15 protein-coding genes are annotated in these 14,459 nt (G+C 31.3%); all 15 read right to left on the bottom strand.

Going from position 1 to position 14,459, the window contains the following annotated elements; genetic code table 11:
- Nucleotides 1-4: 4 nt before the first annotated feature.
- A complete protein-coding gene (locus FLACHUCJ7_RS14880; RefSeq protein WP_180909434.1) occupies nucleotides 5-478 on the bottom strand; it encodes a GyrI-like domain-containing protein in 474 nt (157 codons plus the stop codon).
- Between the two features lie 11 nt (nucleotides 479-489).
- The gene (locus FLACHUCJ7_RS14875) at nucleotides 490-1,305 is read right to left on the bottom strand and encodes a DUF4249 domain-containing protein (protein WP_180909433.1); all 816 of its coding nucleotides are present in this window, start codon (nucleotides 1,303-1,305) and stop codon (nucleotides 490-492) included.
- Between the two features lie 33 nt (nucleotides 1,306-1,338).
- Complete coding sequence (locus FLACHUCJ7_RS14870) at nucleotides 1,339-3,720, bottom strand: TonB-dependent receptor (protein WP_180909432.1); 2,382 nt, start codon at nucleotides 3,718-3,720, stop codon at nucleotides 1,339-1,341.
- Nucleotides 3,721-4,350: 630 nt separating this feature from the next.
- Entirely contained in the window at nucleotides 4,351-5,532 is a 1,182-nt protein-coding gene (locus tag FLACHUCJ7_RS14865) for a hypothetical protein (protein ID WP_180909431.1), read from the bottom strand.
- A gap of 283 nt (nucleotides 5,533-5,815) precedes the next feature.
- The gene (locus FLACHUCJ7_RS14860) at nucleotides 5,816-6,358 is read right to left on the bottom strand and encodes a hypothetical protein (RefSeq protein ID WP_180909430.1); all 543 of its coding nucleotides are present in this window, start codon (nucleotides 6,356-6,358) and stop codon (nucleotides 5,816-5,818) included.
- 4 nt (nucleotides 6,359-6,362) lie between these two features.
- Nucleotides 6,363-6,743: a hypothetical protein gene (locus FLACHUCJ7_RS14855; protein WP_180909429.1), complete on the bottom strand. Its 381-nt coding sequence runs from the start codon at nucleotides 6,741-6,743 to the stop codon at nucleotides 6,363-6,365.
- A gap of 43 nt (nucleotides 6,744-6,786) precedes the next feature.
- On the bottom strand, nucleotides 6,787-7,236 hold the full coding sequence (locus FLACHUCJ7_RS14850; RefSeq protein ID WP_031453721.1) for a hypothetical protein: 450 nt from the start codon (nucleotides 7,234-7,236) through the stop codon (nucleotides 6,787-6,789).
- 279 nt (nucleotides 7,237-7,515) lie between these two features.
- Nucleotides 7,516-8,232 (bottom strand): PA3715 family protein, encoded by a 717-nt coding sequence (locus FLACHUCJ7_RS14845; protein WP_230408840.1) that lies wholly within the window; start codon nucleotides 8,230-8,232, stop codon nucleotides 7,516-7,518.
- A 42-nt stretch (nucleotides 8,233-8,274) separates the two neighbouring features.
- The gene (locus FLACHUCJ7_RS14840) at nucleotides 8,275-8,895 is read right to left on the bottom strand and encodes a hypothetical protein (RefSeq protein ID WP_180909428.1); all 621 of its coding nucleotides are present in this window, start codon (nucleotides 8,893-8,895) and stop codon (nucleotides 8,275-8,277) included.
- Nucleotides 8,896-9,387: 492 nt separating this feature from the next.
- Nucleotides 9,388-9,780 carry a helix-turn-helix domain-containing protein gene (locus tag FLACHUCJ7_RS14835; protein ID WP_180909427.1) on the bottom strand — a complete coding sequence of 131 codons (393 nt, stop codon included), beginning with the start codon at nucleotides 9,778-9,780 and terminating at the stop codon, nucleotides 9,388-9,390.
- Between the two features lie 237 nt (nucleotides 9,781-10,017).
- Nucleotides 10,018-11,421, bottom strand: a complete 1,404-nt coding sequence (locus FLACHUCJ7_RS14830; protein ID WP_180909426.1) for a KAP family P-loop NTPase fold protein — start codon at nucleotides 11,419-11,421, stop codon at nucleotides 10,018-10,020.
- Between the two features lie 79 nt (nucleotides 11,422-11,500).
- Nucleotides 11,501-11,677: a hypothetical protein gene (locus FLACHUCJ7_RS14825; protein ID WP_180909425.1), complete on the bottom strand. Its 177-nt coding sequence runs from the start codon at nucleotides 11,675-11,677 to the stop codon at nucleotides 11,501-11,503.
- Between the two features lie 28 nt (nucleotides 11,678-11,705).
- Nucleotides 11,706-12,221 carry a hypothetical protein gene (locus FLACHUCJ7_RS14820; protein WP_180909424.1) on the bottom strand — a complete coding sequence of 172 codons (516 nt, stop codon included), beginning with the start codon at nucleotides 12,219-12,221 and terminating at the stop codon, nucleotides 11,706-11,708.
- 336 nt (nucleotides 12,222-12,557) lie between these two features.
- Complete coding sequence (locus FLACHUCJ7_RS14815) at nucleotides 12,558-12,872, bottom strand: GIY-YIG nuclease family protein (protein ID WP_180909423.1); 315 nt, start codon at nucleotides 12,870-12,872, stop codon at nucleotides 12,558-12,560.
- A 248-nt stretch (nucleotides 12,873-13,120) separates the two neighbouring features.
- Nucleotides 13,121-14,338, bottom strand: coding sequence for a diaminopimelate decarboxylase (gene lysA / locus FLACHUCJ7_RS14810; RefSeq protein ID WP_078227783.1), 1,218 nt, complete (start codon nucleotides 14,336-14,338; stop codon nucleotides 13,121-13,123).
- Nucleotides 14,339-14,459: the final 121 nt, after the last annotated feature.

Raw genomic sequence — 14,459 nt, 5'->3', positions numbered from 1 at the left:
AACTTTATTTTTTTATAGGGATCCAGATTTCTTCTGAATTTGGATTATCTCTTTGATAATTTTCAGACATTACAGCAAAATGAGGTCTGTCATCAACTTTGAAACCGGAAGCCGGCATCCATTCTGTAAAAATGAAACGATAAGTCTTATCCCCTTCTATTGCGGGACCTTCATGAACGAAAACAGCATATAGTCCGTCCGGAATTATCAAAGTTTCCATACCTGATGGAATTTCATTAAAATCCAAAACTTCCATGGCTGCCCATTTCTTAAAAGTTCTTTTAGCATCAAAATTATTAAAATATCCAGCTGAGAAAACTTCAATCGAATACAAATTAGAATCAATTGAAGTCTTGATTTCTTTTCGATCCGGCATAAAACTGCTCCATAACTGAAATGTTTTATTTTCGACAAATGACATTGTGATGTGTTTACCAATGAGTTTTTTCTCAGTTAGTATTTCAATTCTTGCTTCCATTTTTAACTAACTTATTTAACAGTATATTTTCTTGAAACTATTTCACTAAGTGAAAAATAACCTAACGGAAAATTACTTTTATCGGTTGTATTGATAATATTACCTCTCACTGTTGCGGGCGGAGTTTGAAAAGGCCCTCCAACATTACTACCTGCAATGCTTACTAATATATTCATGTAATTGTAATATTGCTTTGAAATTCCATAATGTGTTATTTCAATTTCGTCTCCGGCTTTCAAATCCTCGTCATCAGAAACACTAAAAAATTCGTTACCCTGATAAAACTTATCTTCATCAGCATAATAAGTCGAGGTAATTTTATTTGAATATACATATTTGTATAAATAATAATTATCTACATCTGCCGGGTCATTATAAAAAGCTCTAACTACAATACCGGCAAGAGCACCTGCATCATATTGTGTAACAGTTGTTATTGGAGTTACAGATTTTAGCGTTTCACTAGCTGTATAAGTATCCCCTTTAGCAATTACTGTCAAGGTATAGGTCTCGCTAATTACCGGCCTAAAATTATTACAGACATATCTTCCGGAATTTGGTACTTCTGTAAAATTAAATTGCTGGTTAGCATTATTTTTAACATAAACAACTGCTCCTGAAACTATTGGAATCTCATCTTGAAAATAACCTGTTGTAGTTGTCAGCTTAATAGTTTGCTGGGCTCCGGAAGTTCCTTTTCGCCAATTGATAGCTGCTTCTATTACTAATTTTGGAGCAGCAGTATCTAAATCAACCTCAACTACTTCTTCACAGCTTGTAAAGAATACAGACATAAAAAACACCAAAAACAAAATTACTTTTTTCATACTTTATATTTTTTCTTTTTACAGAAAATGATTTTAAAACTTAAAATTATAACTAACCGCTGGTACAATTCCGAAGATAGATGTTCTTACTGCTTCATTATAACCAGTGTCTGCATTTTGACGGAAATTAATTGAAGCAGCATTTTGTCTGTTATACAAATTATATATACTAAAAACCCATTCGCTTTTCCATTTTCTGTTTTTATTATTTGTGGGTGTCAATGTAGCCGAAACATCTAAATGATGATAAGCAGGTAATCGGTTTTCATTTCGCAATCCATAACTGGGAACAGTTATTCCTAAATATTCATACTGACTGTTTGGGTAGCTAACTGGCTGGCCGGACTGTAAAACAAAATTAGCTCCAAATGTCCATTTTGCATTTAAATTATAAGCAGACGTAATAGCCACATTATGTAATTTATCATAAGCAGAATTATACCATTGACCATTATTGATTCCTGTTTCTTCGGGAGTTCTGCCGGGAGTTTGTTGTTCTGATTTTGAAAGTGTGTAAGAAATCCAGCCGTTAAGTTTGCCTTCATTCTTCTTAAACATGATTTCTAAGCCATAGGCCCGCATTCTTCCATTTAAAATTACTTGTTCAATTGCATCATTTGCAATCAGATTAGCTCCATCGATATAATCCAGCCTGTTTTTAACTTTTTTATAATAAATCTCTGTTTCAAGTGAATAAGCCCCGCCATTAAAATTTCTAAAATAACCTACAGCAACCTGATCTGCAATTTGAGGCTTGATATAATTGTCGCTTGGCATCCAGACATCAAGAGGTGTCGGAGATGAAGTATTGGAAACTAACTGAAGATATTGTGCCATTCTGTTGTAATTCGCTTTTAATGCGGCATCATCATTCAGCTGAAAAGCAATTGAAAACCGGGGTTCAAGGTTGTTATAACTTTCAATAACCTTGTTCTTTTTGTAGTATTCAGTACTTATTGGTGTCCCTTTTTCATAAATCTGCATATCCGAATTGAAGACAACTGCATTATTGTTTTCATACAAATTAATTGTCGAAGCTCCCAGACGATAAAACATACTAAATCTTAAGCCACAGTAAACTGTAATTCTTTTTGAAAGCTGACTTTCTGAACCAATATAAGGGGATATTGCAAGTGCATATTTTTTATCTAATTGCTCAGGATTGATTGTAAATTCATCACTTAAGGGCTTAATTATTCCAGGGTTAAATTCGTAATAGATTCCGTTTAAACCATAAGTTAATTTGAATTTATCTGAAATAAAGTTTTCAAAATCGTATTTAACAGTATAGTTTTTAATGCCGGAATTCCATTTGAAACCTACAAAATTTAAATCAAGTCCATAATAATAATCACTGTAGATCAACGATAAATTTGCAAATAATTTATCGGAATATAAGTGACTCCAACGTAAGTTCAATATAGAGTTACCATAAGTATTCATGAAAATTTCATTCAGTTTAAAAACGTCACGCCCAAAATAACCTGATAAAAACAAACTGTTATTCTCGCTTAGTTTATAACTCAATTTGGTATTTAGATCATAAAAATAGGCAGCGTTGCCTTTTTGATCCTCTGATAATTTTAGAAACAAATGTGCATAAGATGCTCTTCCTCCTATCAAAAAAGAACCTTTGTTTTTTACTATCGGGCCTTCTGCAAGAATACGGCTTGAAATTAGTCCAACTCCGCCATTTACATGAAACTCTTTACTATTTCCATCTTTCTGATAAATATCCAAAACCGAAGAAACCCTCCCTCCATATCGGGCCGGAATCCCTCCTTTATATAACTTCAGATTTTTAACAGCGTCCGGATTAAAAACAGAAAAAAATCCAAAAACATGGGAAGAATTAAATATAGTCGCTTCATCTAATAAAATTAAATTCTGATCGGCACCGCCTCCCCTGACATTAAAACCTGAAGCACCCTCTCCTGCATTTGTTACTCCCGGCAATAGTAAAATAGATTTTAAAACATCAACTTCACCCAAAACTACAGGCATTTTTTTGATGTCAGAAATAGACAGTTTATTAACGCTCATTTCAGGTGATTTAATATTGGTTTTATATCTCACCTCCTTAATTAGAACTTCCTGAAGCTCTTCACTGTTTTCGTTTAAGGCTAAATTGTCTTTTGTATTTTCCTCTAATAATATTGTTTTTTCAACTTCCTGATATCCAAAATGGTTTATTCTCAATTGATGTTCTCCAGTAGGAAGTGTAAGTGAATAAAATCCATATTTGTTAGTATAAGTTCCAACTTTCAAAGCTGGAATATAGATATGAACCCCTATCAGAGTTTCATTATTACTAAAATCGGTAATGGTACCACTTAAAGTAAATCTTTCCTGAGAAAATGAAGTTAGGCATATAAGGAAAAGAATAATAAACGCATCAATTTTTTTTGTAATCATTGTCGGGGTTTAGATATCCTTAAGTTAACAATTGAAAATAAATTATGTAGTATGAAAATTGTTAAAAATGCGTTAAGAATTTCTAAACATTATTATGTATCTAAATTATTCGTATTTGTTAAACCTATATTTTTCCAATTATATTTTTTAATCTCCACCTAAACAGAAATCATCACACAGATTTTTGCCTACAGCTAAAAACCATAGAGAACCTATTGTCGTAATTTTGAAAAAACAAAAAAATGTTCATTCTAATTTTATTACTGCGTTTGAGGGTGAAAAATCAAAAAGAATTTGAAACTGCCGGATGTAATATCATACCGTGATTCTCTATAAATAATCAAAATAAACTTTAATATTCTTATAAAAAATGCGCAAATAAAATGCGCATTTTTTTCGTGTTACTATAATTTTAAAACTTTTATTCCAAAGTAAAAATTTCGTCCAGGCCTTCCATTGCAATTGTAAAGCCTTCTTTAAAGCCCATTTCTATAATCATTTCTAAATCTGATAATTTTTCGTGCTTAATTACAACATCAACAAAAGCTGAATTATTTTTTTTGATCCTTTTTTATTATTCAAAAAAAATCTCATTTATTTGTGGCAAATGGGATTATAAAGATTTCTAATTTATCTGAACTTGTTTCGGACAATAATGTTTTTAAATTTAGCTTTAAGGTCCTGACCGGTATCAAAAACCATTTGCTCATTGTTAGGAAAAGGTACTGCACGGTTATTGAAGTTACTTAAGTATTTTTCATCACATGCGTTTCTGTCACCACGATAAGTCGAATAAACGTTTTCAAAAACAGATTCACTTGCCAAAGGAAATGATTGTAATAACTGATTGGTTTTAAAATCAACATACTCTACCTTAGCAGTCACCTGACATGCTTTATATTGTCTGAATTCGAAAATTCTGATTTTAATCTTTTTAAAATTATCTACTTTTATCGGACGCCCCAAACTATCTTTAACAGATCTGCCTCTACTATCTAATAGTGTTTTAACACCATCCTTAATTTCTTTTTCCTGAACGAATTCCTTTTCTTTAATCTGCTCCGGTGAGATGTGAATTTCCCTGAAATTTAAAATCAGACCGTAATCGTAACTCACTTTTTTTTGTCTGACATTGTGATAAACTGTCCATTTATCGTTAAGTCCATAAGTGCTGAGATCTAATAAATCATTTTGTAATTGCGTCGGAATCACCATATTTGTTTCGTTGGTAGCGTAAACATTTACAAAATCAGTTCCTTTGAATTGAGCATCATCCATTAATTTTTTTGCATTTTTATAATTCGGATTTATGCTTTCGATATAAACTAAATCATCATACGCTTTTCTGTAATTAAGTTTATTAGAAGATTTTAAGAGCGCTTGTGCATTTTCATATAAATATTTAGATAATGCATTTTTACTGTTTACAATCTGATCTGAGTAGTTATCAAAAAGAAATTGAGCATTTTTTCCCTGCTTCAATAACTTAAGCGGTAATATGGGTCTAATTTTTTCCTGACGATTATTAAGCTGTAAATAAGTATTATAGATAAGCTCAAGACTGGCAGGATTTTTTTCTTTTTCCATCATTTCAAGATTCCTCAAATCCCTGTCTTTTGCTTTTGCAAAAGCTTCTTCAAGTAAGTAAACATAATCTTGTTTTCCTTTAGAATCTTTGTTAGATTTTAATGCCTCAACAGCACGATTAATAGCCTCATCATAATTACCATCACTAATAAGCGATTGGGTTGTTTTTACGCCACATGAAAAAACTAAAAATAAGATAGAAACCAGTAGAGTATTTTTTTGCATAAGTATCATTTTGAAGGTGTAAATATATCTTTTTTAACTTTCAACAACTATGCCTTTCAATTTTTTATTTTAATGAGCAGCATCATTCATTTTCAGAATAACCTCCTGTCTCGCTCTCGCCTAAATCTTTTACGGCGAACCCCGCCGTAAAAGGATACCGGCTCGATCGGGGCTAAGTTAGAGATCTTGTTTTCAAAAGATAAAAAAACTCACTTATTATTTTCTTCGAAAAACAACGATTAAACTGTACTAAATATAATCCACCATTTAGCAATATTCATTTTTATCCTTCAAAATCCCCACAATCATGTTGTTCAAACTTCTTCAGTAATTTCTTCAGCGTATAATATTTAGAAATCCGTAAGTTTTCGGTATTAATCTCTTTCCCGGTAATTTTCAATTCGTAAATGGGTGTTTTGTCAATTTCTGTAAATATAAAGTCACTTTGTTGGGTTTTAATTTCAATTTCACTTTTAGCATTTGTGATTTTTATAATTTCAAATTCCCGATTTAGATTTACATCACACACATTGGTTAATTTTAATGTCTGCTCCGTTATAGCAATTTCTGCCAAATCACAAGTATAACAATTGCCACTAAATTCGATACCGTATTTCTTATAAATGTTTTCACTTTTTGAATCTACTGTATCAATAGGAATCAGGTTAAGTTGTTCTATGCTTCTCTTTTCGCTATTACTATTTTTTATATTGTTTTCAGTATTTATCGTGGTATTGCTTTTATTGTTGTTGTTTATTTGTTTTGGATTTCGTTCACATCCAAAACAAATAAATACACCTAAAATTATTGTAATTATTATTTTCATTTTTTTATAATAATGCTTTCGATACAGACGTTTTCTTTTTTAATTGAAATACTGCTTCCCAAAAAACAATTGAAAAAACAGCATTAGCTATTATTGAAGTTATAATACCATAAGGATCATTATTCGGAAACAACTCTAATTCCCCAAACCTTAAGGCCAGGAACAATGACAAAAAAGCAATTACAATAGAACAGGCTACATTTAATAAAGGAATCCACTTTAAAACAATAAAAGAATAAACTATATTAAGAGCAGTAAAACCGCAGCCTAAAGTTATATATGCAGTAACTACTAATTTTTCACTCAACAGTAATAATAATGAAGTTGAGATGAGATATAAAAGAAATAGAACTGAATAAATTAGGATTCGAATATGTGCTTTCATTTTTTTGTGCTTAATAATAAAGTTCGTAAACTGAAAATACTACTTAAGGCAAAATCCCCTCAATTTTTGCTTCTGATTTTTCTCTGACCGGGCTGTCGGGATGAAAACTCCAAATGATGAGAAATTTTCCTTTTACAACATATTCTTCCGGATGTTCATCTGTGGGCTGACCGGCTTTTCCCCATAACAATCCTTGCAGAAAACGCTCTCCTTTAAATACATGCTCAAATTCAAAATACATAATAGAACCGGTATCGGGTCTGCTTTTAAAACTTTGCATTGCTTTGCTTTTTACCTTTCCCACAATATTGCTGTACGTTTCAATATCGTTGTAAAAAGTGCATGCCTGAACAGAAACACAGTTGTTTCCATCGCTTAAAGAGTATCCTTTGGGAATTTCTTTGTTTTTCAGTTTTAAATCAGCAATAGTCTGACTGAATGAATGAGTAGTAAACAGCAAAAATAATACTGACAGGGAAATCGTAATTTTCATGGCTTTGGGGTTTATTTTTTTGAATTATTACAGCTTAACAGCTATTGATTTATACAAGCTAAAATAATATTTTATTTGAGTAAATGGGGTTCCTTTTATACAAAACCTTTAATTTACAAGTAAACCATTTAGCATTGTTTTAGTTTGCATTGAGAATTCTATTTTACTTCGCCTTTATTTCCTGACTTAAATAGTAGCTAAATGCTGAATCAAAAAATTAATTTTTAATAACAGGTTTAAAATGGGGTATATTAAAAATAATTTCAGAATCCTCCTCGGCTATCTCATTTCTTTATATTCCTTGCCATTAAAAATTAATTTTGAAGTATTTTTTGTAATAGTTTCTTTAGCAACACAATCATCAGTTGTAGGTGTATTTACAGTAGCAACATTTTTAGTTTTTACTATAATAGCATTAAAATTATGGTTTTGCATTTTATCAATCTCAAAAGTTGAATTGCTGTCCTCAAATTCTCCTGCACAATTAGTATCCCATTCTCCACGAGACTGTGAGATTGTATAATTTTTGAGTACTGGTTTCACGGAACTTTTATCCATAATATATAATGACAAATTAGTTTCACTAAAAGGATTGGGTCTGCTGCTTCCTGTATAAGACACCCTGACTCCAAATGCTCTTGTAGTTTTATTTAAAAGATACAAACCAGTATCAACTGAAATATCCGTTAACCTTATAGCGTCTGATGTCCATGCATTTGGTTCAACAAATTTAGAGATTATTTTCCCGGTCGCATTGTCAACTACAATAACATAAGCATCTAATACAAAGTAATCGTCCGAAACTTCAGAAGCAAATTTAGGAATCACCAATACGCTTTTCTGTTTATCATACGGCAATACTTTTTGAGCAAAATGTTCCAGATCTATTTCGCTTTTTTTAAACTTAAGTTGTTTTAAAGCTTTATCCAGATGATCCGTATTTTGCGAGAATGAAAATTGAAAACAACATAGTAAAGCAAAGAAGCCGTTTTTCATGAAATTGATTTTTTACTATTCAAAATGCAACTTTTTCCTAATTTAGGATATTCTGAAAATTTGGCCGCCTCTTTTTATGTAAGCTACGGTTTTGCTTAAGTTTTCCATTTTTTCATCTTCATCAAAATCGATAATCTCATCTACTAAATCCTCACGTTCCAAATTTGGTTCGATACTTCCGTCTTGATCCTCAACTGCATTAAATGAAAAAACATCCGTTGCAGTAATTGTCTTCTCCGAGATAATACAATGACCATAATCTAAAATTGTTTTGGTTACAATATTTCCGCCAACATTTAAAACATAATCACAAAGAGAATCTCCTAAAATCACATTTTCAACATTTAGATCACCACTGATTGACATACTTGAAAGTGTAATTAAACTTTTACAATTTACATTTCCTAAAACTATCAAAAGTGACGTGTCTACTTTTTCACAATCTTCAATTATTTCTGCAACATTCAGATTACCATTAACAAGAACAATATCATTCCCTACCAGCAGGTTTTCTAAATTAGTTTCTCCTGAATACAAAATAATTTTTCCTGCAACTTCATAAAAAGCTTTTAACTCATCAATAATTTCATCATTCAGTACAGACTCACCTGCCTCTATCAATTTAATAGCTTCTTCTAAACTAATTTCTTTAAAAATTTCCATTTTATAATTTTATTTTTTTGTATTTACAGTAAATAAAGCCTTAGGATGATCCTTTTTTGGGCTTTATTTTTTTTCTAAAAATATAAAAAAATACTTATAAAAAACTAATTGCTTTTTATTTTCTCTCATAAAAAATGTAGTCAAAAGCACCCCCTGAGGGACATGCGAAAAAAAATCCCACTCCCCTTTCGGAAACAGGACTTTAGCATTTTTTTCACATTACTGAGCAAGCGTGCCTACATATCAAGAACTTTCGGAATCAATATGCATCAAATCACAAACGTGGTCTAATACCATAATTAGCATTACAATTCCTCGTACAATATCAATTGAATTTTCTCTTTTCATTTTTTATACAAGTTGAAAAATGGGTTGGAAATATGTGATTTTTACTTTGTGAGCTATGGATTAGAAAATCTTCGATATAGGCTTAAAAAAAAGCACAAAGTAAAAAATCCTTGTGCTTTTATAAAATTTATATTGTTGCCGAAATTATTTTCCTTTTAGTAATTTTTCTAAATATTCATTTTTGTCTTTTTCAGCCTGAACCAAACGCTCGTAAAGTTCTACAACTTTATCAAGTGGGTTGAAAGTGCAAGAATTGTTATTTCCTCCAAAAAAGTTGCCATGACTTTCGTGAAAAGTATTAAAGTAATTAAAGATATTTTCCTCAGAAAAATTTTCAATCGTTTCTACTGTAACTCCAAGTGCCTCCGCAATATTGGCAAGTTTTGCATCGTCAATGGTTTCGCTTCCTTCAATACCAGAAATAGCTTGTTGGTTTGTACCAATTGCCTGTGCAAGCGCCTCCTGTTTCATACCTCGAAGTTCTCTGATTCGGCTAATATTTCTGCCGATATGTTTTGGTTTTGATGTTGTGCTCATAAATTCAAAGGTAATTTTTTGAATGAAATACTATAATTATTTTTCACTAACAAATATATGTTTTTTCAAATTGGAATTAATCTTTTCCCTTTCAGAATTTTGATATTCTTAAAAGCTTCAAGTGTTGCTTGGGATAATCCCATATGCTAGCGCGAGTGTCCAGATCGTGTCCACAAAGTTTCGTTTTTTGCTCGGCTTGTGTTCACGAGCGGGACGCTCGCGCTAGCCTACAAATCGTTATACAATTATTGGCTCAGTAAGGTCTATTCGCTTTATAAAATGGCCTAGATCTAGGCTACCACCATTTCTTGTCCTTTCAATAGATTGAAAAATATTGCATAAATCCATTCCATCACTTTTAGTTAATATAGAATGAATAAGAGGCTGCGGAATACGTGTTCCAGATTCAAAAGTGTATAATTGGTTTCGTCTACTTAAATAGTTGTTATAGTACATAAGAAGATACGCTTCTAACCACATTAATTCACGTTCACTATCTTCTGTATATTTATTTTTAATAATTTTAAAAAAACCTTCTTGAAGACTTTTAAAGTCAAGTTTTTTAAATTTTATTTCATTATAAAACTCTTCGTCTGTCACTTTAACAAAAATTAAAAAAAGATAGATTATAGGAATTAAATACATATTGTCATTAAACGCTCTTAGAGCCAACCTAGAGTGTGCATAAATTTTTTCCTGCTGTCTTAAAGTTATTGAAGTGTTAGAAAATAGAATATCTGAAATTATTAGAAATTCACGCTTGTCAGAAGATAGTTCTGGATACTTTATTCGTTCTTTTTTCTGTAGAAAATCATCAAACCTAAAATATTCATATAAATATTTATGGAAAATGTCTGCTTCCGGTTCAGGTATGGAATATTCCAAATCAATAAATCTTCTTAAATATTCATCTGCATCAATTTTATCACTCCCATAAACTCCGCGGATAGCATTACCAAGTTGAAATTTATCGATTGCTAAAACAAAAACAATGTTTGGTACAGAAAAGAAATGTTTTATTTGTTCTAAAATTGAAACAGCATAATTTGGCCTGCACCTATCTAATTCATCAATTATAAATACTAATGGTTTTCCATCATTTGTATCTGCTATAAATTTTGAAAGACTTTTTCGGAATTCACCAATGCTCTTTTTCTTTTCAGCATATTCATTAACATCATTTTCAAAAACATCAGTCAAACCCTCAGTTACTCCTACTATCAAATCTCTGATTTCTTTTGTATTTATATATTTATCAGCAATGGCTTGAGCTACAATTGGAACTATATGCTTTGATAGAACTGCTGCTTTTTTTAAAGCAGCTTTAAATTCTGGTTCGGTTTCTGTTCTTGTTAAAGTTTTCAATTCGCCCATTAAGGCAATTAAAGGATTACTTTCAAAATCATTTTCCCAAGCATTAAAATAAACTGTTTGAAATTTTCTATCTTTTAAATCTTGTTCCCACATTTTTATAAATGTAGTTTTTCCAGTTCCCCATTTGTTATTGATTGCTAATACAAAACCGTCAGAATAAGTACTAACAATTCCGGTTAAAATAGTTGAATATTTTTCTCGATTTAATTTACAGTTTGCAAATGGCTTTCCTTCCTCAATTATTAAGTTTTCATGTTTAATGCTCATAACTAAAATGATCTTGATTCTTTTAAAGTGATGTTAAGATTTTTTTTTCACCTCATCTCCAAATATAATATTTTTACCGTTAAAATAGATTTATTTTCTCATGAAACCAAATTCGTGAGATAGAGCCTTTTATTAAGCGGAGCGGAGCAAAGTTTTTCTCTTCTAATATTGCAGTAGTATGATAACCATTGTTTTTTATGTTATCATACACTTGCATGAAATATTTAAGTTTTTGCTCTTTTTGGGTTTTATTCATCGTATTGAATTTAATTACATAATGTGTTTTATTTTCTCACTTCCAGTTTTAAAATTTGATTTGAACCTTTGACTTTAATATAACTAATTCTCACATATTTATTTTCGTCGATAGCTCCTCCGTGTGATTTTGCATTATTATATCCAAAATCGGAAATGTCAAAATCAGAAAACTTGAATTCCACTCCATTAACCGTAAATCTTTCGCTATCGTGGCCACCCGATGGCATTGGATGAAAATTATTTACAAATCCTTGTGTTATGATTTTAGAGTCTTTGTATAAAAAGTATGTTTTGCAATATTTAATACTAAACAATATTAATAACATTACAAATAAAATTAATGAAAAGTATTTTATTATAAATGCAATACTCTTTTCACTTTCCAGATTATCTAAAAAAAAATCTTCCGCTTCTTTTTCTTCAATTTTAGGTGTAATTCTAAGCTTGGAAAATAAAAAAAAGCCGATCGGAAAAAGTAATATGGCAAATCTTGAAAACCCATCTCCAGATGAAAAATCGTAAACTGTTTCGAAGGTATTCATGAAGGTAAATTAAAAATTAATGTAAGCGCACTTTATAAATATCAGATTTTAGACTAAATAAGTTGGATTAGTTTATTGTTTCAAATATAATATTTATTATCATTTTTCCTTTTAATTAAAAGTCGCTATTATCCACAATCTTGTCATTTCGACGGAAGGAGAAATCTTAGCAAGAAACTCGACAAAGATTGATTCTCGCTGCGGAGCTACTTGCGGAGATTTCTCCTTACGTCGAAATGACAAACTGAGCGAATAAGTTTGATGCAAATTAAATAAGTTGGTAAAATTGCGAAGCAAATTCTCGACAAGACTCAATAAATTGATGAAGGTTTGTTATCACGCAAATAAATCATTCAAAAAATCGAGATCTGGATTAATAGTTTTTATTAATTCAATTTTCTTTTCTCTACGCCAGTCTTTTATTTCCTTTTCGCGGACAATTGCTTCCTGAATCCAAGTAAATTTTTCATAATATATCAGAAATGTCACATTGTATTTTGCCGTAAAAGTATTCTTTTCATTTACATTGTTCTCTTTGTGCTGATTTAAACGGATTTTCAAATTATTTGTAACTCCGGTGTAAAATACTGTTTTTGATTTGTTTGTTAGTATGTAGATGTAGTAGGTGTGATAACCTTGTTGTAATTGCATTTGATTTTTATTTTTGCAAAACTAATAATTTTAAAGAATTTTCTTTCTTTTTATTAAGATGATGTGATGATCTTTCTAGAATTTCTTGCGGAGATCCTTCCTCCGTCAGGATGACAAGATTGGGCTGAAGCTTCGACTCCGCTCAGCCTGACAATTGTTTTTCGAATAATCTAAAAATCTAAAAACAAAAAAATCCCGCTTCATAAGAAACGGGACTTTCAACATTGATATTCTCTTTTTTTTTATTTTTAAACTGTTGCTTCTACTGGCAACGGAATTTGATTTTTAAGCAAATCTTCGAAAGTTTCGTGCTGGCGAATCAGGATTCCCTGACCGTCTTTCCATAAAACCTCAGCCGGTTTGTATCTTGAATTATAGTTGGATGACATTGAGAAGCAATATGCTCCTGCGTTTCTGAACGCTAAAATATCACCTTCGGTAATTTCAGGGATTCTGCGGTTGTTGGCAAAAGTATCGGTTTCGCAAATGTATCCTACCACTGAGTAAAAACGCTCTTTTCCTTTCGGGTTGGAGATGTTTTCGATATGGTGTGATGATCCGTATAACATTGGACGAATCAAATGGTTGAAACCACTGTCAACTCCGGCAAATACTGTCGATGTTGTTTGTTTTACTACGTTTACTTTTACTAAGAAATGACCTGCTTCGCTCACCAGGAATTTTCCCGGTTCAAAAATCAATGTTAAATCTCTACCGTATTCTGAACAGAAAGCGTTGAATCTTTTAGATAATTTTTTACCTAATTCTTCGATGTCTGTTTCTATATCGTCTTTTTTGTAAGGTACTTTGAATCCGCTTCCGAAATCTAAGAATTGTAAATCTTTGAAATGTTTAGCTGTATCAAACAAGATTTCAGCAGCATACAAGAATACTTCGATATCTAAAATATCAGATCCCGTGTGCATGTGAATCCCAACAATACTCATTTTTGTATTTTCGACAATTCGTAATATATGCGGAATCTGATGTACCGAAATTCCGAATTTACTATCAATGTGTCCAACAGAAATATTAGCATTTCCACCCGCCATTACGTGCGGATTGATACGGATACATACCGGAATATGAGGATGTTTTGTTCCGAATTGCTCTAAAATTGATAAATTATCAATATTAATTTGTACACCCATTGCGGCAACTTCTTCGATTTCTTCAAGAGAAACGCCATTTGGTGTAAAGAAAATTTTGTCAGGATCATAGCCAGCATGAAGTCCTAACTGAACTTCCTGAATCGATACCGTATCTAAGCCAGACCCCATGTTCTTTAATAACTGAAGAATCGCAATGTTAGACAATGCCTTCATGGCATAATTAACTCTTAAGTTTTCTACCTTAGAGAAAGCTTTCGTTAATCTGTTGTACTGAGATTGGATTTTTTCGGCATCGTAAACATACAATGGACTTCCAAATTGGTCTGCTAACTGCAGTAAATCTTTTGCTTGCATTATTAAACTATTTTGAACAAATGTATTACACTTTTAATACACTACAAATAAATTGTAGAAAAATAACAAATTATAACAAATTGTTTGTTTTTTAAACTTTACATAGGTTTTGTTTAAATTT

The sequence above is a fragment of the Flavobacterium salmonis genome (genome assembly GCF_903819435.1).
Classification (GTDB): domain Bacteria; phylum Bacteroidota; class Bacteroidia; order Flavobacteriales; family Flavobacteriaceae; genus Flavobacterium; species Flavobacterium chungangense.
Note: the sequence above shows the minus strand (reverse complement) of the source record. Positions and strands in the feature narration are given on the sequence as shown.